Annotated in this window: 23 protein-coding genes; 22 read left to right on the plus strand and 1 reads right to left on the minus strand. The window is 49.5% G+C overall.

The annotated features are described in order from the left end of the window. Positions 1-88 precede the first annotated feature (88 nt). The 7 genes from EJL91_RS12270 to EJL91_RS12300 all read left to right on the plus strand — a co-directional run bounded on the left by EJL91_RS12270 (position 89) and on the right by EJL91_RS12300 (position 7,438). On the plus strand, positions 89-865 hold the full coding sequence (locus EJL91_RS12270; protein WP_243125326.1) for an IclR family transcriptional regulator: 777 nt from the start codon (positions 89-91) through the stop codon (positions 863-865). Between the two features lie 260 nt (positions 866-1,125). After that, complete coding sequence (locus tag EJL91_RS12275; RefSeq protein ID WP_125142276.1) at positions 1,126-1,893, plus strand: IclR family transcriptional regulator; 768 nt, start codon at positions 1,126-1,128, stop codon at positions 1,891-1,893. A 40-nt stretch (positions 1,894-1,933) separates the two neighbouring features. After that, positions 1,934-3,031, plus strand: a complete 1,098-nt coding sequence (locus EJL91_RS12280) for a DUF917 domain-containing protein (protein ID WP_125142277.1) — start codon at positions 1,934-1,936, stop codon at positions 3,029-3,031. Between the two features lie 27 nt (positions 3,032-3,058). Continuing rightward, the gene (locus EJL91_RS12285; protein ID WP_125142278.1) at positions 3,059-4,645 is read left to right on the plus strand and encodes an OPT/YSL family transporter; all 1,587 of its coding nucleotides are present in this window, start codon (positions 3,059-3,061) and stop codon (positions 4,643-4,645) included. A 187-nt stretch (positions 4,646-4,832) separates the two neighbouring features. After that, positions 4,833-5,780 carry a DUF1177 domain-containing protein gene (locus EJL91_RS12290; protein WP_125142279.1) on the plus strand — a complete coding sequence of 316 codons (948 nt, stop codon included), beginning with the start codon at positions 4,833-4,835 and terminating at the stop codon, positions 5,778-5,780. An 18-nt stretch (positions 5,781-5,798) separates the two neighbouring features. Continuing rightward, positions 5,799-6,467, plus strand: a complete 669-nt coding sequence (locus tag EJL91_RS12295; RefSeq protein ID WP_125142280.1) for an AroM family protein — start codon at positions 5,799-5,801, stop codon at positions 6,465-6,467. A gap of 29 nt (positions 6,468-6,496) precedes the next feature. Then, the gene (locus EJL91_RS12300; RefSeq protein WP_125142281.1) at positions 6,497-7,438 is read left to right on the plus strand and encodes an aminopeptidase; all 942 of its coding nucleotides are present in this window, start codon (positions 6,497-6,499) and stop codon (positions 7,436-7,438) included. A 123-nt stretch (positions 7,439-7,561) separates the two neighbouring features. On the opposite strand, the gene EJL91_RS12305 is transcribed toward EJL91_RS12300, so the two are convergent. After that, entirely contained in the window at positions 7,562-8,437 is an 876-nt protein-coding gene (locus EJL91_RS12305) for a LysR family transcriptional regulator (RefSeq protein WP_125142282.1), read from the minus strand. Positions 8,438-8,559: 122 nt separating this feature from the next. On the opposite strand from EJL91_RS12305, the gene EJL91_RS12310 reads away from it, so the two are divergent. From EJL91_RS12310 to ytvI, 15 genes are all read left to right on the plus strand, one after another. Further along, on the plus strand, positions 8,560-9,708 hold the full coding sequence (locus tag EJL91_RS12310; RefSeq protein WP_164516831.1) for a threonine synthase: 1,149 nt from the start codon (positions 8,560-8,562) through the stop codon (positions 9,706-9,708). A 47-nt stretch (positions 9,709-9,755) separates the two neighbouring features. Beyond that, positions 9,756-11,156: a YfcC family protein gene (locus EJL91_RS12315; RefSeq protein WP_125142284.1), complete on the plus strand. Its 1,401-nt coding sequence runs from the start codon at positions 9,756-9,758 to the stop codon at positions 11,154-11,156. Positions 11,157-11,238: 82 nt separating this feature from the next. Continuing rightward, the gene (locus tag EJL91_RS12320; RefSeq protein WP_125142285.1) at positions 11,239-12,408 is read left to right on the plus strand and encodes an amidohydrolase; all 1,170 of its coding nucleotides are present in this window, start codon (positions 11,239-11,241) and stop codon (positions 12,406-12,408) included. Between the two features lie 237 nt (positions 12,409-12,645). Further along, a complete protein-coding gene (locus EJL91_RS12325; protein ID WP_243125327.1) occupies positions 12,646-14,148 on the plus strand; it encodes an efflux RND transporter periplasmic adaptor subunit in 1,503 nt (500 codons plus the stop codon). Positions 14,149-14,223: 75 nt separating this feature from the next. After that, positions 14,224-15,024 carry an ABC transporter ATP-binding protein gene (locus tag EJL91_RS12330; protein ID WP_243125328.1) on the plus strand — a complete coding sequence of 267 codons (801 nt, stop codon included), beginning with the start codon at positions 14,224-14,226 and terminating at the stop codon, positions 15,022-15,024. Continuing rightward, positions 15,015-16,235: an ABC transporter permease gene (locus EJL91_RS12335; RefSeq protein ID WP_125142286.1), complete on the plus strand. Its 1,221-nt coding sequence runs from the start codon at positions 15,015-15,017 to the stop codon at positions 16,233-16,235. The genes EJL91_RS12330 and EJL91_RS12335 overlap by 10 nt, the downstream gene beginning before the upstream one ends. A gap of 323 nt (positions 16,236-16,558) precedes the next feature. Continuing rightward, the gene (locus EJL91_RS12340) at positions 16,559-16,987 is read left to right on the plus strand and encodes a hypothetical protein (RefSeq protein WP_125142287.1); all 429 of its coding nucleotides are present in this window, start codon (positions 16,559-16,561) and stop codon (positions 16,985-16,987) included. Beyond that, complete coding sequence (locus EJL91_RS12345; RefSeq protein WP_125142288.1) at positions 16,984-17,928, plus strand: ABC transporter permease; 945 nt, start codon at positions 16,984-16,986, stop codon at positions 17,926-17,928. The genes EJL91_RS12340 and EJL91_RS12345 overlap by 4 nt, the downstream gene beginning before the upstream one ends. Before the next feature lie 34 nt (positions 17,929-17,962). Then, positions 17,963-18,835: a diadenylate cyclase CdaA gene (gene cdaA / locus EJL91_RS12350; protein ID WP_125142289.1), complete on the plus strand. Its 873-nt coding sequence runs from the start codon at positions 17,963-17,965 to the stop codon at positions 18,833-18,835. Continuing rightward, a complete protein-coding gene (locus tag EJL91_RS12355) occupies positions 18,816-20,204 on the plus strand; it encodes a CdaR family protein (RefSeq protein ID WP_125142290.1) in 1,389 nt (462 codons plus the stop codon). The genes cdaA and EJL91_RS12355 overlap by 20 nt, the downstream gene beginning before the upstream one ends. Before the next feature lie 17 nt (positions 20,205-20,221). Beyond that, positions 20,222-20,485 carry an HPr family phosphocarrier protein gene (locus EJL91_RS12360; protein WP_125142291.1) on the plus strand — a complete coding sequence of 88 codons (264 nt, stop codon included), beginning with the start codon at positions 20,222-20,224 and terminating at the stop codon, positions 20,483-20,485. Positions 20,486-20,512: 27 nt separating this feature from the next. Beyond that, complete coding sequence (gene ptsP, locus EJL91_RS12365) at positions 20,513-22,225, plus strand: phosphoenolpyruvate--protein phosphotransferase (protein ID WP_125142292.1); 1,713 nt, start codon at positions 20,513-20,515, stop codon at positions 22,223-22,225. Between the two features lie 268 nt (positions 22,226-22,493). Next, entirely contained in the window at positions 22,494-23,780 is a 1,287-nt protein-coding gene (locus EJL91_RS12370; RefSeq protein WP_125142293.1) for an O-antigen polymerase, read from the plus strand. Positions 23,781-23,808: 28 nt separating this feature from the next. Then, on the plus strand, positions 23,809-24,999 hold the full coding sequence (locus tag EJL91_RS12375) for a pyridoxal phosphate-dependent aminotransferase (protein WP_125142294.1): 1,191 nt from the start codon (positions 23,809-23,811) through the stop codon (positions 24,997-24,999). Positions 25,000-25,033: 34 nt separating this feature from the next. After that, on the plus strand, positions 25,034-26,164 hold the full coding sequence (gene ytvI, locus EJL91_RS12380; protein ID WP_125142295.1) for a sporulation integral membrane protein YtvI: 1,131 nt from the start codon (positions 25,034-25,036) through the stop codon (positions 26,162-26,164). Positions 26,165-26,933 lie beyond the last annotated feature (769 nt).

Here is a 26,933-nt window from a genome sequence, read left to right on the forward strand (position 1 = left end):
AGATATATGGCTGCGATTATATCATAGGAATGGAACATCACTATAATAAGCTGATTTCCCGACATGGGAAGCGGCCTGGGAGAAGAAAATGGCAATGAAAGAGGAAAAAGACAAATCAAAAAACCTTCAAACGGTGGAGCGCGCGCTGGATGTGCTGTACCTGTTTCATAAGTACAATGGAATTACTCTAAGTTTTGTGGCGGAGGAGATGAATATGAGCACTACGGTGGCCTACCGCCTTTTGTATACATTGGCGGACAGTGGTTTTCTCAGGCAGGAGAAGGCCAGTAAAAAATATTACCTGGGCGAAAAGAGCCTGCTGCTAGGCTACCGGGCGATTCAGTCCCAGGAACTTGAGAAGACGGCATACCCTATTATGAAAAACCTGGTGAGGAAATGCGGACTGGGGGTAATTTTGACCTCCTGTGCGGACATGCAGAGCCTGTGCGTGGAAAAGATTGATGTAGAGGATGATCTGCAGCTCTCGATGAAAGTGGGAGGGATTTACCCGATCCACAAAGGGGCGTCGAACCGGCCCCTGCTTGCATTTATGGAGCGGGAGAAGGCCGACACTTATATTAATTCCCTGGACATCCCTGAGGAGGAGAAAGAAGCCATGCGGCTTGAGATGGAGGAAATCAGGAAAAGAGGCTTTGATCACACCCAGGGCCTGCTGACTCCGGGGCTTTTTTCGATCGGATTTCCTGTGTTTGGGATGAGAAACAAACTGATTTTTTGTATCAGTATCGGCGGGTACTGTTTTGATATGAAAGAAGAGCAGCGTCTGCTCTACCTTTATGAGACAAGAAAAGCGGCGGCGGAGCTGAGCCGTCTGTTCGGCGCGGAGGAATATCCGGGAGAGTGATGGTGTATAATCCGGGCGGGATGAAAGAACGCAAAATGCGTCCTTCATCCCGCTTTTTTCGTGCACCTCTGTCTCTAAAGCCGATAATTACATTCTATTCCCTGAGAGTTATTGCAAAAGTGACAAAAAACAAGGTAATTTTTTGTATAATTATTCAATAAAAATCGATTGACAGAAATGCTTTAGTGATTTATCATAATAACATAATTACGATTTAAGAAAATGATTTCCGCAAATAGGAAAAATAAAGGGGTGAAATAATGAGAGGAGGCAATGAAAAAGCAAAAGGCCTCCAGACGGTGGAACGGGCGCTGGACGTGCTATACCTGTTTCGTGAGTACGAGGGAATCACCTTGAGTTTTGTGGCTGAAAAACTCAATATGAGCCCGGCTGTGGCCTACCGTCTGCTTTATACGCTGACCGACAGCGGATTCCTGCGCCAGGAGAGAGCGGGGAAACGGTATTACCTGGGTGAAAAAAGCCTGCTGCTCGGCTATCAGGCAATACGTTCCCAGGAAATCCGGCAGACAGCATATCCCGTTTTGGAAAAACTGAAACAAAGGTGCGGCCTGGATGTTTTTCTCACGGTCAGTGTGGACATGCAGAGCCTGTGTGTAGAGAAGCTTGATGTGGAGGATGATCTGCAGCTGTCGATGCGGGTAGGAGGTATCTATCCTATCCATAAGGGAGCTTCCAACCGTCCGCTTCTGGCATTTGCAGAGGAGGAAGCAAGGAGGGAATATCTTTCATCCCTGAAGCTTGGGGAGGAAGAGTGTAAAAAGCTTGAGAGTGAGATGGAAGAGGTGAGAAAAAGAGGCTATGACTATACCAGAGGCCTCCTTTCACCCGGACTTTTTGCCATAGGATTTCCCGTATTTGGGATGAGAAATAAGTTGGCCGGCTGTATCAGCGTCGGGGGATACAGTGTCGCAATGAAAGAGGAGAAATTCGACTCTTACCTGAAGGAGATCGCGGCTGCGGCTGCGGAGATAAACCGTCTGTCGGGAGCCGAGGAGCAGGGTATGTAAAGAGCAAGAAAAATAGTTCAAGAGGAACAAGGAGGATATAATGGCTAAACTTAATTTGACAATGGAACATCTGGAGGCAGCGGTTTTAGGCGGCTGCGTTCTGGGCGGAGGCGGAGGCGGCTCCATGGAAAAGGGAATGCGAACGGCAAAACTGGGACTGGAGCTTGCTCCTGTAACACTGGTGGATCCGGAGGACATGGATGAGGATGCGGTTCTTGTGAACGTGTCAAACGTGGGAGCGCCGTCCGCTACGGAAGCCTGGGTGGATCCGATGGATTATGGACGCGTTGTCACCGTACTCTGTGAAAAGATGGGAATTCAGGCGGGCGGTATCATAACCAACGAGGCGGGAGGAAGCGCATCGGTCAATGGATGGCTCCAAAGCGCCCTGTTAGGACTCCCTCTGGTAGACGCCCCCTGTAACGGCAGGGCGCATCCTACCGGCGTGATGGGGTCCATGGGACTTCACCGGATTCCTGATTACTATTCCTACCAGGCGGCAGTCGGCGGAAAACGTGAGAACGGAAAACGGATCGAGATGGCGGCGGGCGGCAGTCTGGGCAGTGTTGCCAGACTTGTACGTGAGACGGCCGTGGAAGCGGAGGGCCTTGTGGCGGTAGCACGAAATCCGGTAACTCTCTCCTATGCGAAAGAGAACGGAGCCTGCGGTGCGGTAAGGCAGGCAATTGAACTGGGGCAGGCTATGATAGCCGCAAAACAGGAAGGCGCTGACGCAGTTCTGAAAGCAGTCTGTGATTTCCTGGGAGGCAGCATAATCGCCAGGGCAAAAGTAGAGCAGGTGGATTTAAAATGCAGCGGCGGATTTGACACGGGTGTTGTGAAGGTCGGAGATGTGGAACTGACTTTCTGGAATGAATATATGACAGCGGAAAAAAATGGTGAGAGGCTTGCAACGTTTCCAGACCTTATCATGACCTTTGATGCGGATACAGGAACTCCTGTTACTTCGGCGGAGGTAAAAGAAGGGATGACTGCAGCGGTTCTCGTAGTTGACAGGACGAAGATCAAGCTGGGAGCCGGCATGAAGGATCCGGAATTATTTGTTCCATGTGAGAAAGCGGTGGAGAAGGAGATAATCTCCTATGTCTTTCCAGCGGCAGAATGCAACAGCAAGTAATACGAAAGAGGAAGGTGGGTTAACAGTATGAAAGAAGAAAACAAGAATGTTGGCAAAGTGAAAAATGAACATATATCGGCATTTGAACCGCAGATTATCGGAATTGGCGTTCTTCTGGCAATCCTTTCCGCAATCATCTGTATGCAGATTATCGGAAAAGTCGGCGTAACTCCGAATACTTCCCTGATCGGGGCAATTTTTGCCATGCTGCTTGCGAGGGTACCGCTTGCATCCATGACAAAGTTCCGTTCCCTCGAAAGACAGAACCTGCTTCAGACAATCGTGTCAGGAGCCGGATTCTCCGCGGCAAACTGCGGATTTATCGCAGTCGGTATTTTGTACGGAATCGGTAAGGCCGAATACATCATGCCGATGGCAGTAGGGTGTATCGTGGGAACAGGTATTTCCGTTATCGTGGTTGGAAGACTTTTCGATTCCAAGATATTCCCGGCACGCGGAGCATGGCCTCCCGGAGTTGCCACAGCCAGCGCCATCCAGGCAGGTGATGAGGGCGGAAAGAAAGGAAAAAGGCTGATAGAAGGTCTTGCCTTAGGCGTAGTCGGAAGCTACTTTAAGATTCCGATGGCTGGAATCGGTATCGTATTTATTGCAAATATTTTCTCTATGGCAGGACTTGGAATCGGTTTAATCCTGAGAGGCTACTCCACCGTTATTTTCCGCGGGTTTAACATGGGAGCATCCAATATCCCACAGGGTGTTATGATTGGCGCCGGCGGCGTTGCTTTAATCCAGTCTCTTCTTATTATATTTAAAGATAAAAAGAAGGCAGACCCCGTGAAACCGGTTGTGGACGACGTGACGGTATCGGCGGGAGCCGCCAAGAAGACGATTTTCACAAGCTTTGGAGCCTACGCGCTTGGAGCAATGGTTACTGCGGCAGTGACAGGCATCATCGGAGGAATGGCTCCGGGAAAGATTGTTATCTGGGTCATCTGGGCGGCATTCTCCTCAACCGTAGCTATGATGCTCGTCGGCATGGCGGCCATGCACTCCGGCTGGTTCCCGGCTTTTGCTATAACGACCATCTTTATGACACTCGGAATTTTCATGGGCTTTGAGCCGCTTCCGCTGGCAGTGCTGACCGGATACATCGGTTCTGCGGGACCGTGCTTCGCAGATATGGGATACGATTTAAAGACAGGCTGGATCCTTCGGGGCGAGGGTAAAGACCGTGAAAGAGAACTCTACGGAAGAAAACAGCAGGTTATCATTGAATTTATTGGTGTTGTAATCGGTATTGTGGTGGTAATGTTCTTCGCCATGATGTTTATGAAACAGGATATCATGCCTCCGATCAGCAAGGTGTTTGCAACGGCCGTATCAGCAGGAGCCGATGCCGCTATTATCAGGGAACTTCTCATCTGGGCCGTACCGGGAGCAATTATCCAGCTTATTTTCGGAAACAAGATGGTGGGTGTGCTTTTTGCCACAGGACTTCTTTTAAACAACCCCACATACGGAATCGCAGTATTAATCGCAGTCGTGGTCCGCATGATTTTCGGTACGGAATTCATGGAAGTAAGAGACGCCGGTTTTATTGCAGGAGACGGACTCTTTGGATTCTTCTCCAACGTACTCAAGGCATTCTTCTGATAATGTGATATGTTTACATAGTTGATTACACAGCCGTGCTTCTGAAAAAGAAGCCGCAAAAGAGAAGCTGTATTTAATGAAAAAGTGCTGCATATTCTCCGGGCCAAACAGAGAGTATGCAGTATTGAGAATTTTACCATTTGGAGGGTATGCAGGATTAAGTATTTATAACCGGGAGGACAATGCAATGTTATTAAAACAGTTAATAGAATTATACGACATATTGGACAGCAGTACGGCCAGCGGAGCAGCGGTGAAAGATTATCTCTGCGGCGTCAATGAAAACGCCGATGTAACCGTCTATGAGCTGAAGGGAGCACGCGGGAAAACCGACATGATCCGGATCCGCGTCAGCGGCACAAATGGAAAGTCGGCCGGAAAAGACGCCCCTACAATGGGAATTCTCGGAAGACTCGGCGGACTGGGAGCAAGGCCGGAGAGGCTCGGCTTTGTGTCTGACGGCGACGGCGCCCTGGTTGCCCTGGCAGTGGCGGCAAAGCTTCTGGATATGCAGAAAAAGGGGGATTATCTGGACGGCGACGTAGTGATATCCACCCACATCTGCCCCAATGCACCAACCCAGCCTCACAAACCAGTGGCATTTATGGGTTCTCCGGTCGATATGGCCCAGGTGAATAAGGAGGAAGTGAACGGCGAACTGGATGCTATTCTTTCCGTAGACACGACAAAAGGCAACCGGATTATCAACCACCGCGGCTTTGCTGTTTCTCCGACGGTCAAAGAAGGCTATATCCTGAAAGTAAGTGATGATTTACTGGATCTGATGCAGATTACAACGGGAAAACACCCGCAGGTGTTTGCGCTGTCCCTACAGGATATCACACCTTATGGAAACGATGTCTATCACCTGAACAGCATTCTTCAGCCGTCAACGGCAACGGACGCGCCGGTTGTGGGAGTCGCCATAACGACCGAGACGGCGGTTCCGGGATGCGCGACGGGAGCAAGCCATATCACCGATTTGGAGGAGGCGGCCCGCTTTATGCTTGAGGCGGCAAAGGCGTTTGGCCGCGGAGAATGCAGACTGTATGACGAGGAAGAATACGGAAGGCTCAGGAAACTCTACGGTTCCATGAAGCGTTTTCAGACACTCGATGGGAAAGAGGCTCAGTAGAGGAGAGAGGGGAAGGCAATGAAAATAGGGGCGATTACCATTGGCCAGGCTCCCAGGGAAGATGTGACCTGTGATGTACTTCCGTTTCTGGGGGAAGGGGTTACCCTGATTCAGGCGGGAGGCCTGGACGGATTGACCAGAGAAGAGATTGAGGCATTTGCGCCGGAACCGGGAGACTATGTGCTTATTTCAAAGCTCCTGGACGGAACTTCGGTTGTATTTGCCGAAAAATATATCCTGCCGCGGCTTCAGTCCTGCATCGAGCGGCTGGAGGAACAGGGCGTCAAGTTCATCATGTTCTTTTGTACGGGCAAGTTTCCGGACTGTTTCCGGAGCCGTATCCCTCTGATTTTCCCCTGTGACCTGCTCAATGCCGTTGTGCCGGTCCTCACTCCGAACTCCAGCATCGGCGTGATTACCCCAAAGACGGAACAGATAGACCAGGCCAGAGGCAAATGGCAGGAGCTGGTGAAACAGGTGAAGGTACTGGCGGCCTCTCCCTACGGCGATCCGGCCGAGCTTACGCGGGCGGCGGAGCAGATGCGGGAGGAGCCGGTAGACCTGATTGTAATGGATTGTATCGGGTATAATGTTTCCATGAAACAGGAGATGGAGGCGCTCAGCAAAAAACCGGTGGTGCTTGGAAGAACGCTCCTGGCCAGGATAGCCGGTGAGATTGCCGGTTAACGCAGCAGAAAAGGGAGGCAGCAGATAAAATGGATATTATCAATTGTGCAAAAAGGATTCTGACCGGATGCATGGATGTAAAACCGGAAGAAACGGTTCTTGTGGTGACGGACGACAACAAAATTGCCATTGGACAGGCATTTTATGAGGCGGCGAAGCAGCTGGGCTGTGAAGCGCTGCTGATGACGATGAAGGAGAGGGAGTTCTCGGGCCAGGAGCCTCCGAAACCGGTGGCTGATGCTATGCTGAATGCCGATGTGGTTCTCTGCCCGACGGCGAAATCCTTGACCCATACAAACGCAAAAATTGCGGCGGCAAAGAACGGAGCACGTATCGGGACCATGCCTAATATTGCGGAAGAAATGCTCTACCAGGGAGCCATGACTGCCGATTATGCCCGCGTCGAGGAACTGACCGGACAAGTGACGGAGCTTCTGACGAGTGCAAAGACGGCCAGGATCGAAAAAGAGGGCTATGTCCTGACTATTGATTTGGAAGGCAGAAAAGGCGTGCCCAGCACAGGAGTCTACAGGACGAAGGGAGCCGCCGGCAACCTGCCGTCGGGTGAGGCATATATCGCTCCGCTTGAGAACGGTTCCAACGGAGAGATGAAGATAGACGGCTCCATGGTGGGCCTCGGCAAACTGGAAGATCCGCTCTTTGTGAAGGTGGAGAACGGAAAACTGAAAGAAATACGCGGTAAGAGAAGCGAGGAACTGTCCGTACTTCTGGCCAACGAAAACAACGCCACACTCGGAGAACTGGGAATCGGCACAAATGAGAAAGCTATTCTCTGCGGTGTCATTCTGGAAGATGAAAAGGTGTACGGGACAGTCCATATCGCCTTCGGAACCAACGTGTCCTTCGGTGGGACGGTGAAAGCGGACTGCCATATGGATGGAATTATCCTGAAACCGGATTTGTATCTGGATGACCGGCTGATTATTAAGGGCGGGGAGTTTCAGATTTAATCCGGGAAAATTAAGGAGAAATGCGTTCCGGAAATTTACTTTGTCATCAATAATAAAATACCGGTTTCCATGGGAACTCCCTCGGAAGCCGGTATTTTTTGTATCTTTTTTCTATCCGTTTTTTCAAGGTTCCTGCGTCCAGTGATCCTTCATCCAGCGGCAGACGGCCTGTTTTACGGCCGTCTGCTTTTTCAGGATCATGTAACTTCTAAGCTCCGGAACATTCAGCTCAGGGACCGGAATTTCAATCAGTGTTCCTTTAGCTAGTTCTTCGGAAACAGCGCTTTCCGGCAGAAAGCTGAATCCCATACCTTCTTCCAGAAATGAGATCAGTTTATTTCCCACATCGATTTCCAACGGGTAGACGGAGTGTTTTGGAAAAACCTGATGAAACCAAGAGGATTCGGTCGCCTCAACAAAGTCGGAATAGAAGAGCGGAAGGTTTCTTAGTTCTTCATTTGATACACCCTTTTGATACACCCCGTTATTCTGTCCTGTCACCAAAAGAATCCGTTCCGTTTGAAAGGGCAGGCACTGATAGTCAGGATGTGGAAAACGGCGATAGGTGAAACAAAGGTCGATAATATCATCATAGAGCATATTCAACAGGTTTCTGGAATGATCCAGTAAAACTTTGACCGATATATCCGGATACTTTTTAAGGTAAGGAACAAGGCAGCGCCCCAGGTGACAGTCATACAGCGTATGGACGGAACCGATACGCAGGGAATCGGAATAGACGCCAAGCATATTGACTCCGGACAGAGCGTAATCTTCTAGTGTGAGAATCTGCGTGGCATAGGTCAGAAAATACTCACCGGCTGGAGTAAGACGGACGTTTTTGCGCTCCCGGATGAAAAGAGGAGTTCCGATTTCACGTTCCAGTTCCCGGATCCGACTGCTGACCGTGGACTGAACGATCATATGCTGTTGGGCCGTCTGGGTAAAATTACCGAGATTTGCCAGAGTGACAAAGGTTTTCAAGTTTTCCAGGTCCATACTTTCTCCCTCTTTTATAATCGAAAAAAACGATAGTAACAACCATTTATTTGCGTTGTACAAATTATAACGGATGAAGTATAGTTATGTCAAGAGATAAGAAAAAGAAAAGGAGAAGAGCCATGAATACCAGAATAAGCAGGATGTACTGTATTCAATGTGGAGCTGTCCTGGAAACGGGGGATTATCCATATGGATGTCCGCATTGTCTGAAGGCGGGACATCCATCCAGCGTGTCTTTTCATTATGACGGAGAGTGGGAAGTGCGGGAAGAAGTTCGTGGAATGAAACGTTATGCCCGGATGCTTCCCTGTGATGATTTCCCGTCTCTTGGGGAGGGAAATACGCCCCTCATCTCAATCCCGCCGCTGGCAGATAAATATGGGGTGAAGGAGCTATGGTTTAAGAATGAGTTTCAGAATCCGACCGGTTCCCATAAGGACAGAATGAATCCGTTTATCGTTACCAGGGCAAAGGAGACGGGGCATAAAGTCGTCGCCGCGGCTTCCAGTGGAAATGAGGGCGTATCATTGGCCTGCTATGCGGCCCTTGCCGGGATTGAATGTAAAATTGTGGGGACGGATGCCATCAACCCTATCTGGAGAGCCGCGATTATTTCGGCGGGCGCCGAACTCATCATTATGCCTACGGCGTCCGGACGGTGGACGTTTCTCAGGGAAAAGATGGAGACGGCTGGCTGGCTCAGTGCAACGAACGTGATGGATCCGCCGGTGGGAAGCTGCTGCTTCGGTCTTCAGGGTTACAAGACGATATCCTATGAACTTTATGAAGAAATGGAAATACTACCCGACTACATCATGGTGCCGGTGGCCAGGGGAGATCTGCTTTGGGGCATTTATGAGGGATTTGCAGAACTGAAGGCGGCAGGACGGATAGGAAAAATCCCGCATCTGATTGCAGTAGAACCATTTCCGAGGATTGAAACAATAAATGGAGTGGAAGAATGTCAAAAAAATTTTGAGGGGGAATATGAAAAAACACCTTCCATTGGAGGTACGACAGCGACCGTCCAGTCTGTGACGGCACTTAGGGAAAGCGGAGGATTTGCTGTAAGCGTCCCGCAGGACCTGGTTGAGCCATCTATAAAAGAGTTGGGAGGATACGGCCTGTATCTTGAATCTTCGTCGGCGCTCCCCATTGCCTGCTTAAGGAAGCTCAGGCAGGAAGGAATGATACCGGAGGGGGCCGGAGTGCTGGTGATTGCGACATCGCACGGATTTAAAAATCCGCCGGAAATGATGTTAACGTAATATGGCAGTAAGAGGGATACTGTAAATACAGAGGAGGGGGAACCACTATGAAACGGGAAAAAACAAAGACATTTGAATTGCCGGATACAATTGTAATCTTGATAGGAATGATTGTGCTGGCCGCCATACTGACCTATTTTGTTCCATCCGGAACCTATGACAGGCTCGAAGATCCGGGCACACAGCGCATGGTAGTCAATCCGGAGTCTTTTCATTATATAGAACAGACGCCGGTCGGAGTCGGAGATATGCTACTGGCGGTGCCGGACGGAATTATTGCTTCGGCCAGTATTATCGTGCTGACCATACTCTCGGGAGCCGCCTTTCATATTATAAATAAAACGGGTGCCATTGATGCAGGACTTGGTACGGCCATGAAAAAATTGCAGGGCGGAAAAGTATATATCATGTTGTTCGGAATTATGGCAATGGGTGCCCTGCTGGGCCTCAGGGGCAGCGCGGAATCCCTTCTTCCGTTTATACCGATAGCGGTGACAGCGGCAATGGCAATGGGGTTCGATTCAATCACAGGCGTCGCCCTTATGCTGGTGGGAGGGATTGGAGGATATTCGGTGTCCTTTATCGATAGTGCATTTATAATAGGACAGGGAATTGCAGGCCTGCCGGCATTTTCCGGGATTCCCTTCAGGATGGCGGCTTTTGTGCTCTTGACACTCCCATGTGCCCTGTATATCTTCCTTTATTGTCGGAAGATACACAAAAATCCGTTATCCAGCTCCATGTATGAGGCGGATAAAAACCTGGAAATTGCAGTTGATACATCCCTGGCTCCGCCGTTAACCGGACGGAGAAAACTGGTTCTTTTTATTTTTCTGGGAAGTTTTGTAGTTCTTTTCTATGGAATATTCAAACTTGGTTTCAATGTAAGAAAAATATCAGCAATGTACTTTGCCCTTGCTGTTGTGGCAGGCGTTGCGGGCGGTTTTACCGCCAATGAATTTGCAGGGCATTTTGTGGATGGGGCAAAATCCATGATGTACGGCGTGCTTGCGGTAGGGTTGGCGAGAGTTATTTCTGAAGTGCTGACAAACGGCAATATTCTGGATACGATTACCCATTCGGCTGCAGACGTGGTGGGGAATTTGCCGGGCTGGGCCAGTGCCTCGGGCATGTTCATTGTACAGATGATCATCAATATTTTGATACCATCCGGTTCTGGTCAGGCTGCGGTTACGATGCCGATTATGGCCCCCCTGGCGGATCTGGTCGGGGTAACCAGACAGACTGCCGTGCTGGCTTTCCAGATGGGCGACAGTATTACAAACTTCATTTCCCCCACCGTCGGATATTTTATGGCAGCTATTGCAATCGGCAATATCCCCTGGCTTAAATGGGCAAAGTGGGTGTCTCCCCTTCTTATCATTTTAACGGTGGAATGCTGTTTGATTTTGTCCGTTGCCACAATGATTGGGTATGGGCCTTTTTAAATGGGGAAAGTAAGCGCAGTAATAAGAAAATAATTTACAGATGGATGTGATCAGTAATCAGAGTCGGAGAAGGAGACTTAGGATGGATATTACAAAGGCAGCAAAAGCATATCAGAATTATAACAGGGAACTCAGGAGGGAATTCCACCGTCACCCTGAAGTAAGCGGCAGTGAATTTGCTACGGCGGATCGGATTGAAAAGGAACTTAAGGAGCTTGGGATACCATGTGACCGCTGTTTGAAAAATGGGGTGGTCGGTATCATAAAAGGAGAAGGCTCGGGAAGAACTCTGGCTCTGCGCGCCGATATTGACGCACTGGCGGTCAGCGAGGACACAGGACTTGCCTTTGCGTCCGAGAACGAAGGGGTTATGCATGCCTGTGGCCATGACGGGCACATTTCCAGCCTATTGACGGCATCTAGAATTCTGAAGGAGACGCCGGGATGGAGCGGAACGGTGAAACTGCTGTTCCAGCCCAACGAGGAAAAAGCGCCCAGCGGAGCGCAGGCCTTTATCGATGCCGGGGTGATGGACGGAGTGGATGGAGTGATGGGCCTGCATCTGTGGAATGACATTGAGGTGGGGAAAATTTCGGTGGAGTCAGGAGTCCGGATGGCCACATCGGCTAGGGTGAAAATCCATGTGATAGGAAAAGGCGGTCACGGAGCGATGCCCCAGTCCGGCGTAGATGCTGTCTTAGCAGCATCTGCCCTTGTGATGAACCTGCAGGGGATGATAACGCGGGAGTTTAATGCGTTGGATCCGGTTATTCTGTCCGTCGGCCTCTTCCATGCAGGGACGGAATTTAATGTATTGGCTCAGGACGCCTGGCTGGAAGGGACCGTGAAATTTTTTAATGCGGAGCTGAGTCAGGCACTGGATGAAACGATTACCCGTGTGGCGGTGGAGACGGCAAAGACTTACCGGGCCGTCGCGGAAGTGGAGTTTATACCCGGCTCAGGCCATCCGATCGTGAACCATCCGATGATGTCGGCGGTTGCAGAGAAAAGTGTAACAAAACTTTTTGGTGAGCAGGCGCTGATCCGCTTTGAAAAAATAACGCCGAGTGATGATTTTTCCAGGCTGAGCAGCCTTGTTCCTGGGCTTTACGCCTTTATAGGCACAAAAAACACAGAGAAAAAAGAGTATTATCCACATCACCACGCTAGATTTGATATTGATGAGGACGCGCTGACGTATGCTGCGGGGCTGTATGCGCAGTTTGCGCTGGATTATCTTGGAAAAGAATGAAACAGACAGAAAGGCGGACGTCGAGAAGGAAAGGAAAAGACAGGCAGTATTGCAGAGGATGCCCATACCGCATCCTCTGCAATACTGCCTGTCTTTTTCTCTGGAAGAAACGTCCAGAAATCTTACAATTTCCTGAATATCGCGGAAATATATTGTATTTGAAGTAATCCTTTGCCATACTTCGTTTATTAGATTAGAAAACAAAAAATTTAAAAATAGAAAACGGGGAGCAAGATTATGTGGCATAAAAGTAAAAAAGATGAGAATGAAAGCATGTACGATGAAATGTATGATGAAACCGCTTCTCAGGAAGAGGCGGAAACAGAATTAGAGGAGAATACGGAAACAGAATCAGAGGAGAACGCAGAAACAGACGTAAAGAAATCGTCTGATGAAAAAATCCAGCCGGATTTCGCCGAGCAGAAAAATGAGGCGGTAGTCGAGCAGGAACTGGAAGAATATCTGAAGGAAGATCACAGCGGCGGCAAAAAGAAAAAGAAAAAATTCGGCCATTGGAGCAAAAAGAAAAAGCTGATTGTGGGCGGATGCGCCGTACTTCTGGTGTTCGTTGGAGGCCGCATTGTCCTGGGCGGCAATAAGCAGGTGGTTCCCGTTGTAGCGGCGATGCCTCTGGCAAAGGGCGATGTGATTGAAATGCTGAGCCTCAGCGGTCCTGTTTCCGGGACGGAGAGCGCGGATGTGGTTTCCAATCTCCATGCGGAAGTGCTACAGATTATGGTCCGGGAGGGCGACCGTGTGGAAAAGGGACAGACACTGGCTGTCATCGACAGCAGCGACGCCCGTAAAGCAGTCGATATCGCACAGAATTCCTATGACCTTGCCGTCAGCGAATACAATGAAAATATCAGGGATACGCAGCACAAATACGAAAAAGCGGTTCAGGATTACAATACGGCAAAGCTGAATTACGACAGAAATAAGGTTCTGTTTGACGCAGGCGATATCTCCTCGGCTGATCTGGAGGCGGCCAGCAACGCGCTTAAGGATGCCGCCAGGGAGAAAGACTCCTATACTGTGGAAAAAGGAAAGGCCCTTCCCGATAAATCCTATGAGTTAAAGGTCAAATCGGCACAGTTCGAGCTCGATCAGAAAAAGACGGATCTGGAAAATGCCGAAGTGAAAAGCCCGATCACGGGTACGGTAGTCCGCGTCAATTCCAAGGTGGGACAGTTCGCGGATAAACCGGAGGATGAAAAACCGATGTTTATCGTAGAGAACCTGGATAATCTGGAGATGGAGATTGCCGTCAGCGAATACTCTATTTCCAAGGTAAAAGTGGGGCAGAAGGCGCAGATAGACGCCGATATTTTAAACGGCGTGAGCCAGGAGGGAGAGATCATCTCCATCTCGCCGACCGGTGAGGAAAAGGGCGGCGGCTCCTCGGAACGAGTGGTTCCCGCAACGATCCGGATTGAAGGCGGAGCATCGAACGGACTGATTGCCGGAATTACAGCTAAGGCATCCCTTGTCACGGGAGAGGCCAAGGGAGTGTTTACGGTTCCTCAGACGGCCATTGTGACCGCCGAGGACGGCAGCATCAATGTGGCTTCCGTCGACGCTTCTACGAACACAATACATATGATCCCGGTAACAACGGGAGTGGAGAGTGATCTCGACGTCGAAATCATTCCTGTCGAGGAGGGCGCGCTTACGGAGGGGATGAAGATTGTCGTTTCTCCGGCAGGATTGATGGAAGGAATGGCGGTGACGGCCCGATGAGAGCAGTTGGAATGAGAAAAGTTCCGGTGAGAACGGCACTCTCGGAGATGGAACAGAATGAGGGAGGCGCAGACTATGTTTGACAGAGAAGAACTCCGGAGCAAAATCAGAAAAAGACTGGACCGGAAAGCGGAGCTGCCGGAAGTCGATACGGATGAGTTGATTAAAATTGTCAATCTCTGCAAGGTGTATGATACGGGCGCGGTCAAGGTAATCGGCCTTAAGAATATAAACCTGACCATCAAGAAAGGTGAATTTGTGGCAATCATGGGCCAGTCCGGTTCAGGAAAATCCACGTTGATGAACATTATTGGCTGTCTTGACAGACCGGTAATGGGACATTACTATCTGGACGGAATCGACATTGCCGCCCTGAACCAGGATCAGCTTTCCAGAATCAGGAACCAGAAGATAGGATTTGTATTCCAGTCCTTCAACCTGATATCCAGGACATCGGCGGAAAAGAATGTGGAACTTCCGATGACCTATGCGCATCTGCCGAAAAAACTCCGGCATGAACGCGCCGTGGAGCTGCTCGGCCGTGTGGGGCTCGGCGAGAGGACGGAGCACATGCCCAACGAGATGTCGGGCGGACAGCGTCAGAGGGTGGCAATCGCCAGAGCGCTGGCTAATGAGCCGCCTCTGATATTAGCAGATGAGCCGACCGGAAACCTGGATACGGCTTCGTCGGTTGAGATTATGGAACTCTTTTCCCAGCTTCACAAAGAGGGAGCCACGGTGGTTGTAGTCACCCATGAGGAAGATATAGCGGCGTTTACGGAGCGGATCATCCGGTTCCGTGACGGCGAAATCGTAAGCGATGTGAGAAACAAGAAGAAAGAGGATCCGGAGAGGGAGGTGGCGCCATGCTGTTAGAAAATATGTTCATGGCTTTTTCAGCCCTCAGGGCCAACAAGATGAGGTCGTTTCTAACCATGCTGGGCATTATCATCGGCATCGGATCCGTTATCTCCATTGTATCCATCGGCGATACGATGAGGGGAATGTTCTCAAGTCTTTACCAGGATATCGGTATTACCCAGGCATATCTGGGAATCGGTTACTGGGTTGATGATACAAGACAGAGCGATTACTTTACAATGGATGAATTAAGCCGCATCAAATCGGTCTTTGGCGATAAAATCAGCTACATAGACAGCGCCATGTCCACCTCGGCCGACGCTATTGCCGGACGCAATAAGATTAAGTTTAACTTTGAGGGAATCGACTATAATTACAACGATGTGCAGCCCGTGGACATTCTGTACGGAAGATACTTAAATGAGGGCGATGTCAAGGCAAGAAGAAACAATGCGGTCCTGGAAGTGGGCAGCGCCAAAATGCTGTTCGGAACGGATAACGCCGTGGGCCGGACCTTCAGAACCCAGCTTTATGGAAATGTCCAGGAGTTTACGGTGGTGGGCGTCTATGAAAAGAAACAGAGCGCCTTCCAGAAACTGATGATGGGCACTCCGAGTGATAAGGGAAGCGCATACATACCGTGGACTCTCTTAACCTGGCCCAATGATTATTTCTATTACTGCCACTTCTTTGCGGATACGACGATGAGTGAGGCAGAGCTGAATATCTTTTACGATGATCTTCTGACCTATGTGGCAAAGACAAAAGGGCGTGAGAAGTCAGAATTTTACATGGAGACGGCTATCAGCCAGATGGGGCAGGTAGACTCCATGATGGCGGGACTTTCCATGGCAGTGGGCGGCATTGCCGCTATTTCCCTGATTGTAGGCGGTATCGGAATCATGAACATCATGCTGGTATCCGTGACGGAGAGAACCAGGGAAATCGGTATCCGTAAAGCGCTGGGAGCAAGAACCAGGGATGTCCTAATCCAATTCCTTACGGAATCTGCGATTCTCTCAGCCTGCGGTGGGCTGATTGGAATCCTTCTGGGCGGCGGGCTGGTCACCCTGGTCGGAGCCGTAATCGGCGTGCCGACCATTGTTAAGCCGGGCGTCATTCTGGTGGCCGTCACATTCTCGGCTGTTGTCGGAATCTTTTTCGGCCTCTACCCTGCGTCGAAAGCGGCGAAATCTGACCCTATTGATGCACTGCGGTATGAATAAAAGCAAATTTTCATTATTTGTTACTATTCACAGCCCTGCAAAAACCGCAGTTCTGTGAACAGTAACACGCTTTGCGATGCACAGAAACGGTAAAAAACACCGTTGATTGTAATGAAAAGTCCGCATCGCGCACTTTTCGTTGCGTCGCGCCGTAGAACTCGGGATTTTCAAGCAAAATAAGCGTGAAAACACCTCGCGGAATAACGGCTGTGAATAGTAACCATTTTTTTACAATTTTATGAAAATTATTTAAGGCACTCGCCATTTACCTGAACTTATGCTATAATAAATTGATACGTTTATGGTAAATGGGGAGTGAACTTATGCTCAATGAAGAGAAGATCAGGCTGATGACCGACCTGGCCGTTTTTGAGAAAAAGAACGGTGGCCGGATGACATCCGTTACCAGCTACTTCAAAGGTGATTATATCAGCCGGAACATGATACGCGGTTTTATAAGCTACACTCTATGCTGCATGATGATTCTGGCCATATGGATTTTGTTTAATATGGATGTTTTCCTGAGCACCATAGGTATCGATGCTCTTACAGGCATTGCCTGGAAGGGAGGAGCATTTTACCTTGTGGGGCTTGTTCTGTATATGGCGCTAATCTGTGCCGTTTACAGCAGGAGATACGATTATCAGTCGAGAATGAACCGTATTTATATTGCGAAATTGAAACATCTGGACAAGCGCTATGACTACCACCGCCGCTCCAGGGAACTTGCGAGGGAGGGCAGACGCGTATGAAGGGACTTCTGGTTTTTAAAGAGAGGCTCAAAGCATTTTATGGTAAAAACAGCGCATTTGTAATCCCTGTACTGAAGTTTATTGTAGCCTTTACCGCTATATTTCTGATAAACAGGAATGCCGGTTTTATGCCTAAGATATCGGGCTCCCTGGTACCGGTGGCCATGGGACTTGTAGCCACCTGCCTGCCGTACGGGACCATCGCGTTTCTGGCCGGCGGTTTTCTTTTAATACAGCTGTATGCCGCATCCCTGGAGGTGGCGGTGATCACATGCATTTTCCTTTTTATTGTGGTCCTGCTCTATTACGGGTTTCAGCCGGGGGACAGCGTCCTTCTTCTGGTGACGCCGATCCTGTTCTTTTTTAAGATACCGTTTGCCATTCCGCTCTTAGTGGGACTGGCCGGCAGCCTTGTGTCGGTGATACCGATGAGCTGCGGGATTTTCGTTTATTACGTAATCATGTATGTGAAGCAGAACAGCAGCTTCCTGGCGGGAAGCGAACAGGTTGAGATGACCCAGGTCTTTGCCCAGGTTGTGAAAAGCCTGATTGGCAACCAGACCATGCTCGTCATGATTGCGGCAGGATGCCTGGGGGTCCTGGTGGTGCACGTTGTTAAAAATCTTTCAATTAACTATTCCTGGGGGGCCGCGATCACGGCCGGTTCCATTATCCAGTTAGTTGTAATCTTTATCGGTGATTTTAAGTTCGGCGTATCAGTATCGGTGCCGGGCCTTATTATTGCGATTTTATTGTCGGCTGCGGTCGCGGGCGTGTATCACTTTTTCGTATTTGCCGTAGACTATAGCAGGACAGAGTTTGTTCAGTTTGAGGATGATGATTATTATTACTATGTGAAGGCGGTTCCGAAGATCGCGGTGACAAAACCCGATGTGAAGGTGCAGAAGATTAACACGCGGAGAACGCCGAGACAAAAATAAAAAATAGATTAAAAAGATAAGAGGAGGTGAGCGCATGGCCGATATTATTAAGGAACTGTATTCCTGGATAGCATTTGTGCCGGAGATTACTTTCAAAAACTTCATAGAAATTGCAATTATTACGATAGTTGTATATGAGATGCTGGTATGGATTAAGAATACAAGAGCATGGACCCTCCTGAAAGGTATTCTCTTTATTTTTGCGTTCGTCCTTGTGGCCGCCATATTGGAACTTGATACGATCCTGTGGCTGCTGGAAAAGATTTCTTATATCGCGGTGACGGCTATCCTGATTATTTTCCAGCCGGAGCTCCGTAAGGCCCTGGAACAGCTTGGCAGCAAGAATGTCCTGACCAACCTGTTTACAGCGGATGACGTGAAGAAGAATGAAAGTTTTACTGAGAAGACAATTAATGAACTGGTGAGAGCCAGCTTTGAGATGGGTAAGGTAAAGACCGGAGCCCTGATGGTAATTGAGAAAGCGACCTCCCTGGGAGAGATCGAGAGAACCGGAATCGAAGTAGACGGCATCGTAACAAGCCAGCTTCTGATCAACATATTTGAACATAATACACCCCTGCATGACGGCGCCGTCGTTATCCGGGGAAACCGTGTTACGGCTGCAACATGTTATCTGCCTCTGTCCGACAACATGGCTATCAGCAAAGACCTGGGAACAAGGCACAGGGCTGCCGTCGGTGTCAGTGAATCTACGGACAGTGTGACGATCGTTGTCTCCGAGGAGACGGGACGCGTGTCGGTGGCATCGGGAGGCCAGCTGCGCAGAGTTGCAAGCGGAGACGAGCTGAGAAGCCTTCTGTCGACCCTGGTAAAACATGACGAGACGAGCGCAGGCAGATTTAAGATTTGGAAGGGAAGGCGGAAGAATGAAAGAAAAGCTGACTAAAAATTCCGGACTGAAGCTGATTTCCCTGCTCTGTGCATTTTTTGTATGGCTGGCTGTTGTGAATGTGGCCAATCCGGTGACGACAGATACGAAAGAGGTTCCGGTGGAACCGATCAACGAACAGGTTCTGGAAAAAGCAGATCTGACCTACGACATAGTTGGGAAGAAGACGGCGGTGATTACCTACCGAATCAGAACCAAGGATAAGTATAAGATAAAACCCAGTGATTTCAGGGCATATGCAGATCTTTCCGAGATGTATGATGTGACGGGGGCGATTCCGATCAAGGTTGAGGTTGTAAACAACAATGAATTGTTTGAGACGACTCCGACGGTTAAATCACCGGAGGTCATCAAGATACAGACTGAAGCATTGCAGACGAAGGATTTCCCGTTAAAGGCGCTGCCATACGGCAATCTGGCCGAAGGATATCAGCCGGGTGAGATTACGATGTCTCCGGATCATGTGAGCATCAAAGGACCGGTTTCAATGATTGGGCAGATCAACAGTGTCGGTATAGAGTTTAAGATTGACGGCGTCAGCAGCGATATTTCAGGGACGGAAACTCCTGTATTCTATGATGCCAACGGAAACAGCCTGTCAGAACAGCTGGGAGACAGTGTGAAGGTGCTGGGCGGAGATATCAGCTACACAATGCAGGTTCTCAAAACCAAGACGGTACCGCTCGATTTTGTGGTTACGGGCGAAGTTGCCCAGGGATACAAGTACACGGGCGTTGAGACAAGCGTCAAGAACGTGGAAGTGGCAGGACTTAAGTCGGATCTGGCGGGTATGAGCACGATTACGGTTCAGGATCCGCTTCTCAATATTGACGGCGCCACTACGGACAAGGTATGCGAGATCGATTTGAAGGATTTCCTGGAGCCAAACGTCACGATAGCCGGTATGAGTGATACAGTCATTAAGGTAGTTCTCAAGGTGGAGCCTCTGAGAGAGAAGACGTTTACGGTAGATACGAAGGACATACCGATGAACGGTAAGTCGGACAGCTACGCCTATACGTTTGACGATGAGAAAACGGAGATCAAAGTGCGCGGGCTCAAAGAGGATCTGGACAGCCTTTCCACGGCAAAGATGAGCATTAATGCCGATGTGACGGGGCTGGGAGTGGGAACCCACAAAGTCAGGGCAGCGCTTCAGTTGGATGATGCGTTTGAAGTAATCGCTTATCCTGAAGTGTCGATTACGATTGCCGAGAAGTCGCCGGCCGATGAAGTTTCCGGAACCGCGGCTGAGACAAAAGCGGGCGAATCGAAACCAAACGAAACGAAAGCAAATGAGACAAAATCAGCAGAAAGCAGCGCGGCTGAGACAAAACCTGCTGAAAGTAAGTCGGAACAACAGTAAAGAGGGGTTATTTTGTCATGGTTAAGGCAAAAATAAAAATTAGGAATCCAATCGGCCTCCATTTGAGGCCGGCCGGGATTTTCTGTAATGAAGCTGGAAAGTTTGACTGCTCCATTATGTTCAGTTTCAGAAATTCAGTATCGAATGCCAAGAGCGTGCTGAGCGTTCTGGGAGCCTGCATCAAATGCGGGGATGAGATTGAATTTATCTGTGACGGTAAAGACGAGGAGGAAGCATTGTCCGCGATGTTAAAGATCGTGAACGATGGCCTCGGCGAGTAAAATAATCCGGAAAGAGGAGGAACCACAATGGCAAGAGGAACAGGCGCATCAGCCGGTATCGGCATTGGCAGGGCTGTCATTCTGAAAGAAGAACAGCTCGTGATCGAGAATACCGCGATAGAAGATGCAGAAGCAGAGAAATTACGTTTTAAAAAGGCAGTGGAACAGAGTATCGCGGATGTGGGCGTCCTGGCAGAGGACATGGCATCCAGAATCGGTGAAAAAGAAGCTGAGATTTTAAACGGCCATTTAATGCTTTTACAGGATCCGATGCTGACGGGCGAGATCGAGAACCAGATTGAGAACGATAAAGTCTGCAGCGAATTTGCGGTGGAGACAGTCTGCAATATGTATGCGGATATGTTTGCTTCCATGGATGATGAACTGATGCAGCAGAGAGCTGCGGATATGAGAGACATTAAGACAAGAATGCAGAAGCTGCTTCTGGGAGTCCAGTCGGTGGACGTATCCCTTCTTCCGGCCGGGACAATCCTGATGGCGGAGGACCTTACCCCGTCCGTGACCGCGGGAATCAATCCTTCCAATGTGACCGGTATAATCACGGAACTCGGAGGACGCACTTCCCACTCGGCTATCCTGTCCAGAGCGCTGGAAATCCCGGCCGTTGTGGCGGCAGCGGGAATCCTTAGCGAGGTGAAGGACGGAGACGAACTGATCCTGGACGGTGAGACGGGGGAGATTTTTGTGAATCCCGACAGCTCCCTGCGCGCAGAGTACGAACAGAAGAGAAGTGTTTATTTACAGGAAAAAGAGGAACTTAAGAAATATATCGGCATGTCCAGCACCACGAAGGACGGCGTGACGGTGGAAGTGGCGGCTAACATCGGAAAACCGGAGGATGTGGACCGGGTGCTTGCCTATGACGGTGAGGGCATCGGCCTTTTCAGGACGGAATTCCTGTTTATGGACCGGAACGAGATGCCGACTGAGGAAGAGCAGTTTGAGGCGTATAAGAAGGTAGCCGTTGCCATGAAAGGCAAACCCGTGATTATCAGGACCTTGGATATCGGCGGTGATAAAGAAATCCCTTACATGGGGCTTAAGAAGGATGAGAATCCGTTCCTGGGCTACAGGGCGATCCGTTTCTGCCTCGACAGAAAAGACGATATCTACCGCCCTCAGCTTCGCGCCCTCTTAAGAGCCAGCGCCTTTGGCAATATTAAGATTATGGTGCCTATGGTTACCTGCATTGAAGAATTCAGGGAAGCAAAGGCTCTTGTAACCGACATCATGAAAGAACTGGATGAAAAAGGAATTGACTGCAATAAAGAGATTCAGGTCGGAATTATGGTCGAGACGGCGGCAGCATCCCTGATGGCGGATGTGTTTGCCAAAGAAGTTGATTTCTTCAGTATCGGCACCAATGACCTGACACAGTATACGATGTCGGTAGACCGCGGCAACGATAAGGTATCTTACCTTTATTCCACATTCAACCCGGCTGTCCTGAGAAGCATCCGCCACATTATCGAGTGCGGACGCAGCGAGGGTATCATGGTGGGAATGTGCGGTGAGGCTGCCAGCGATCCGCTGATGATTCCACTGCTTCTGGCCTTTGGGCTTAACGAATTCAGCATGAGCGCATCGGCTATTCTGAAGGCGAGAAAATATATTACCGAACACAGCGTGGAAGAGCTGAAAACGGTTGCGGATAAGGCCATGAGCCTTGTGACGGCGGCCGAGATTGAACAGTTAATGAGAGAATTTGTCAGGGGTTGAGAAAGTGGCCGAAACACGGGATACCGCCTTTTTTCCGACCGTGAATGAACGGATATTCTGCCGGTTGCAACACTGCCGTTTATAGCAGAGCTGTGAACCGTGACATTTATCTGACTGAGGAGAAGAGGTGCCGCATAATTATAATTGTATCATTACAAATTATGATTATGCGGCATTTGGCATTGAGTGGCAATGAAAAGATCGCGAAGCGCGCTTTTCGCTTTTGATGCCTTTAAAAAAATACAGAAATACCGTAAAGGATGAAATTATGACAGTTTACCTATTGTGTTACGCGGCCGCATGGCTGTTTTCATTAAGCGGCCATTACTATTTGTCCGGGGGCGGACTGATAGGGGCGGCCGTGTATCTCTATATGCAGGATTACAGAAAAACAGAAAATATGCTGAATCTGCGGGGGCTCTTTGCACTCTCCTGGGTGGGAGGGCAGGGACTGGCCTGTTTAAAGCTAAGCAGACTGGGAGCAAGCTGGTCCCCCATGACCTGGCTCTGCTTTCTGGCGGCGTTTGCCGGATTTTACTTCACCTACCTGTTCCTGGAGCATTACCTGGGAGTGGATCGGGTGAGTCCGCTGCGGTACAACGGGTTCGGCAATTATGAGCAGTCCGTTTTCTTCTGCGCCTGCGGTCTGACGATTGTCTCCTTCGGATGTTTCCTGATCGAGGCGGCGGCTTTGGGCTTTGTGCCGCTGTTTGTCAGGGGAGTGCCGCATGCCTATTCGGCCTTTCATCTGACGGGAATCCACTATTTTACCGTATCCTGTGTTCTGGTGCCGTCCATATGCGTAATATACTTTTGTATTAACAGGGGAAAGGACAGGATAAAAAGCATCATGATGGCGGTGATGGGCCTGCTGTCCTTGGCGGTTCCGATCCTCTGCGTTTCCAGGTTCCAGCTGATTCTTGCGGTGATTCTGGCCGTCCTGACTTACATACAGATGGACGGAAGGCTGAACCTCCTGTATGCGGTTTTTGCGATGGCGGCCCTGGTGCCTCTCTATCTCCTGCTGACCGTTGCGAGGAGCCATGACGTGTCCTATCTGAATGCGGTCTTTGAGATGAAGAATGAAAATATGCCGATTTTTATTACCCAGCCCTATATGTATGTGGCAAATAACTATGACAATTTCAACTGTCTGGTGGAAGGACTCGGCAGCCATTCCTGGGGCCTCAAGATGCTGGCTCCGCTGTGGACTTTAACGGGGCTTAAATTCAAATTCCCTTCGCTGACGAATTTCCCATACTTTGTCAACCGGGAGGAACTGACTACCCTGACCATATTTTATGATGCCTACTATGATTTCGGAATCATTGGAGTGCTCGGTCTTTCCTGCATTCTCGGGGGACTGGCTTTCTATTTGATGCAGAAGATGAAAAAGGTGCGCAATCCGATTACGTATCTGTTCTATTCTCAGATCGCAATTTACATGATGCTGTCTTTTTTCACCACCTGGTACAGCAACCCGACAACCTGGTTTTATCTGGCGGCCACGGGGGCGATTGCATTTGCGACGTCCAGGCGCTGGGGAACTATCTGATTACCACGAAGCAAAGGGGATATGAGAGATGATTTCAAAAAAAATGATACCGCTTATGCAGAACAACTCTGCAATTAGAATGATGTTTGAAGAAGGAAAAAAACTTGCCGCCATCCACGGAGCCGAAAATGTATTTGATTTCAGCTTGGGAAATCCCAGCGTGCCGGCGCCTGCCGAAGTAAATCAGGCAATTGCGGATATAATAAAAGAGGAAGATTCCCTTTTTATCCACGGTTACATGTCAAATGCAGGATATGAGGATGTCCGCGAGACGATAGCGGATTCCCTGAACAGGCGGTTTCACACGTCGTTTGGAGAGGCGAATATCCTGATGACGGTGGGGGCGGCCAGCGGCCTTAACGTGATTTTAAAGACTGTTCTGGATCCCGGCGACCAGGTCATCACATTTGCTCCGTATTTTGTGGAGTACGGCTCCTACGTGCGCAATTACGACGGAGAACTGGTGGTGGTTCCCCCGAACACGGCCGATTTCCAGCCTGATTTAAGGAAACTTGAGGAAAAGATTAACGGCAGGACGAAAGCCGTTATTATCAATACCCCCAACAATCCCACCGGCGTGATTTATTCTGATGAAACGCTGAAGAACATCGCCTCGGTACTGGAAAAGAAGGAGAAAGAGCTGGGAATTTCTATCGTCCTGATCTCGGATGAACCGTACAGGGAGCTGGCTTATGACGGAGCCGTGGTACCTTGGGTGACAACGTATTACCACAATACCGTGGTCTGCTACTCCTACAGCAAATCTCTGTCCCTGCCGGGAGAGCGTATCGGCTATCTGGTCATCCCGGACGAGATGGAGGACAGCAAGAGCGTGATTCAGGCCGCTACGATAGCGAACCGGGTTCTGGGCTGCGTCAATGCGCCTTCCCTGATGCAGAGAGTCATTAAACGCTGCGTGGATGCGGAAGTGGATGTGGCTGCCTACGACAGGAATAGAAATCTGTTATATAACGGGCTGAAGGAATACGGATTTGAATGCATCAAACCGGAGGGGGCATTCTACCTCTTTGTGAAATCACCGGTGGAGGATGAAAAAGAATTCTGTGAGACTGCAAAACAGTTTAACGTGCTCGTAGTTCCGGGAAGCTCGTTTGCCTGCCCGGGTTATGTGAGAATTGCCTACTGTGTTGCTTATGAAAGAATTGAACGCTCTATGGCGGCATTTAAAAAGATCGCGGAGCATTACCATTTAATTTAAGCCGGAGTAAGCCGGCTTCGGGAGGTGTCGTGCGTTGGAGGATATAAAAAAATATCTCAGGATGATTTTAAATATTGTAATTCCTCTGGCAGGACTTTGCCTTGTATGCTTTCTGGGGCCAAAGCTGCTGAGCTTCTTTATGCCCTTTGTGATCGGCTGGATTATTGCAATGATTGCCAATCCGCTGGTGAGGTTTCTGGAGCGCCACTTAAAGCTGGTGCGGCGCCACGGTTCCATGGTAATTATCGTGGGCGTGCTTGTCCTGGTAATCGGTCTTCTCTACCTGGCTATTACCTGGATTTACTCGGAGTTAGCCGGCTTTGTCGGAGATCTGCCGCTGCTCTATGAAAACGCGCTCAGCGAAATATCGAATGCGATTCAGAACAGCCAGAAGCTGCTCACCTATCTTCCGGACAGCCTCCAGAAACCCCTCCTGGAAATCTCCAACAACCTGGGAGGAACCATCGGCACACTGTTTTCCAAAGCCGCCGCCCCAACGGTGGAGATTGCGGGAAATGTGGCGAAACGGATCCCCAATGTCATGGTAAATACGGTCATCATGATTCTGGCATCCTATCTGTTCCTGGCGGAGCGTGAGAAGATTCTCCGCGTCCTGAGAGCGGTTCTGCCTCCTTTTGTATTCCGCTACTTGGATTATCTGAAAAAAGACGCCAGAGGCCTGATTGGCGGCTACTTCCTGGCGCAGTTCAGGATCATGTTCGTGGTGGCCGCCATCCTTGCGGCCGGACTTTTAATACTGGGAGTCAAATACAGTCTGCTGCTGGCAATCTTTATCGCCTTGTTAGACTTCCTGCCGATCTTCGGAACGGGAACCGTCCTGATCCCCTGGGCTGTTGTAAAGCTGTTTTCTGCGGAGTATCCTTATGCCGTGGGCCTGATTCTGATTTACATCACAACCCAGGTAGTCCGCCAGATTATCCAGCCAAAGATAGTCGGAGACTCCATGGGGCTGCCGCCCCTTCTCACGCTCTTCCTCCTCTACATGGGATTCAAGCTGAGCGGAATAGCAGGAATGATCCTGGCGGTGCCGATTGGGCTTGTGTTTATAAACTTCTATAAATATGGGGCATTTGACTCGATGATTGAGAATATGAAGATGTTGATTAAGGAGATTAGTGAGTTTAGAAAAGGGGGAGGGGATTGAGGAATGAGAACGCCGCCGGGACGGCCGGGGTTCGGGATGGTGAGGTGAGGTTGTGAGTCTTCAGTCCCGGTTTGCAGGTTGTCGCGGGTGGGGAATCCGGGCAGAAAAAGTTCCTGCGGGAAACGCTTGCGCTCTTTGGAGTACATAACAGTACTAAGGCGTCTGAGAAACGCCGCCTAAGTGCTGATGAACTCCAGGTTCCCTCCGGAATCTTTTTCTCCCTTCTTCCCCACGGGAAGGTTATTGACCGGGACTGAAGACGCGAAGGTTTTTGCCATCCCGTAGCCCGGCCTGCGGCCGCTGAATTGTTCTGTTTTTTCAAGGGGGGAGGTATTGTTGCGGTCACTACGTTATCTTGAGAGGCTGGAGAATGCCTCCTGTTTGGTATGGGATTTAGGGGATTGTTTTGGCTTATTCTGTTTCATTCTACGTTGTTTTGGTTTGATTTATTTCTATTTAGCCTTTTTGTCCTAAATGTTTCGGTTAAAGATATTTTGATTAAGCCATTTTGTTCTAAGTGGTTCGGTTTGAGTCATTTAGTTTAAACAGTTTTGTTCTAAGTGGTTTCGTTTTAAGCCGCTTCTCAAAAAGTCATTTCATAGTATTTCTTCTAATATTTATTTCTCTCTAAACATCATTAGAATCATCAAGAGAAAACGTCAGCACGTAAAAGTATTGCAATTATGTAGTGGCTGCGACAATACCTTCCACCGCACTTGACGAAAGAGACAATCAGCTCCTGAAGCCGGCGGACGGGGCAACACCCTTC

Origin of the sequence: Clostridium transplantifaecale (genome assembly GCF_900626075.1) — a bacterium.
GTDB classification, from domain to species: Bacteria; Bacillota; Clostridia; order Lachnospirales; family Lachnospiraceae; genus Otoolea; species Otoolea transplantifaecalis.

Bases quoted from the DNA above. Each gene is read 5' to 3' on its own strand.
- EJL91_RS12270 (WP_243125326.1), top strand. From the start codon at position 89: ATGGCAATGAAAGAGGAAAAAGACAAATCAAAAAACCTTCAAACGGTG.
- EJL91_RS12275 (WP_125142276.1), top strand. From the start codon at position 1,126: ATGAGAGGAGGCAATGAAAAAGCAAAAGGCCTCCAGACGGTGGAACGG.
- EJL91_RS12280 (WP_125142277.1), top strand. From the start codon at position 1,934: ATGGCTAAACTTAATTTGACAATGGAACATCTGGAGGCAGCGGTTTTA.
- EJL91_RS12285 (WP_125142278.1), top strand. From the start codon at position 3,059: ATGAAAGAAGAAAACAAGAATGTTGGCAAAGTGAAAAATGAACATATA.
- EJL91_RS12290 (WP_125142279.1), top strand. From the start codon at position 4,833: ATGTTATTAAAACAGTTAATAGAATTATACGACATATTGGACAGCAGT.
- EJL91_RS12295 (WP_125142280.1), top strand. From the start codon at position 5,799: ATGAAAATAGGGGCGATTACCATTGGCCAGGCTCCCAGGGAAGATGTG.
- EJL91_RS12300 (WP_125142281.1), top strand. From the start codon at position 6,497: ATGGATATTATCAATTGTGCAAAAAGGATTCTGACCGGATGCATGGAT.
- EJL91_RS12305 (WP_125142282.1), bottom strand. From the start codon at position 8,437: ATGGACCTGGAAAACTTGAAAACCTTTGTCACTCTGGCAAATCTCGGT.
- EJL91_RS12310 (WP_164516831.1), top strand. From the start codon at position 8,560: ATGAATACCAGAATAAGCAGGATGTACTGTATTCAATGTGGAGCTGTC.
- EJL91_RS12315 (WP_125142284.1), top strand. From the start codon at position 9,756: ATGAAACGGGAAAAAACAAAGACATTTGAATTGCCGGATACAATTGTA.
- EJL91_RS12320 (WP_125142285.1), top strand. From the start codon at position 11,239: ATGGATATTACAAAGGCAGCAAAAGCATATCAGAATTATAACAGGGAA.
- EJL91_RS12325 (WP_243125327.1), top strand. From the start codon at position 12,646: ATGTGGCATAAAAGTAAAAAAGATGAGAATGAAAGCATGTACGATGAA.
- EJL91_RS12330 (WP_243125328.1), top strand. From the start codon at position 14,224: ATGTTTGACAGAGAAGAACTCCGGAGCAAAATCAGAAAAAGACTGGAC.
- EJL91_RS12335 (WP_125142286.1), top strand. From the start codon at position 15,015: ATGCTGTTAGAAAATATGTTCATGGCTTTTTCAGCCCTCAGGGCCAAC.
- EJL91_RS12340 (WP_125142287.1), top strand. From the start codon at position 16,559: ATGCTCAATGAAGAGAAGATCAGGCTGATGACCGACCTGGCCGTTTTT.
- EJL91_RS12345 (WP_125142288.1), top strand. From the start codon at position 16,984: ATGAAGGGACTTCTGGTTTTTAAAGAGAGGCTCAAAGCATTTTATGGT.
- cdaA (WP_125142289.1), top strand. From the start codon at position 17,963: ATGGCCGATATTATTAAGGAACTGTATTCCTGGATAGCATTTGTGCCG.
- EJL91_RS12355 (WP_125142290.1), top strand. From the start codon at position 18,816: ATGAAAGAAAAGCTGACTAAAAATTCCGGACTGAAGCTGATTTCCCTG.
- EJL91_RS12360 (WP_125142291.1), top strand. From the start codon at position 20,222: ATGGTTAAGGCAAAAATAAAAATTAGGAATCCAATCGGCCTCCATTTG.
- ptsP (WP_125142292.1), top strand. From the start codon at position 20,513: ATGGCAAGAGGAACAGGCGCATCAGCCGGTATCGGCATTGGCAGGGCT.
- EJL91_RS12370 (WP_125142293.1), top strand. From the start codon at position 22,494: ATGACAGTTTACCTATTGTGTTACGCGGCCGCATGGCTGTTTTCATTA.
- EJL91_RS12375 (WP_125142294.1), top strand. From the start codon at position 23,809: ATGATTTCAAAAAAAATGATACCGCTTATGCAGAACAACTCTGCAATT.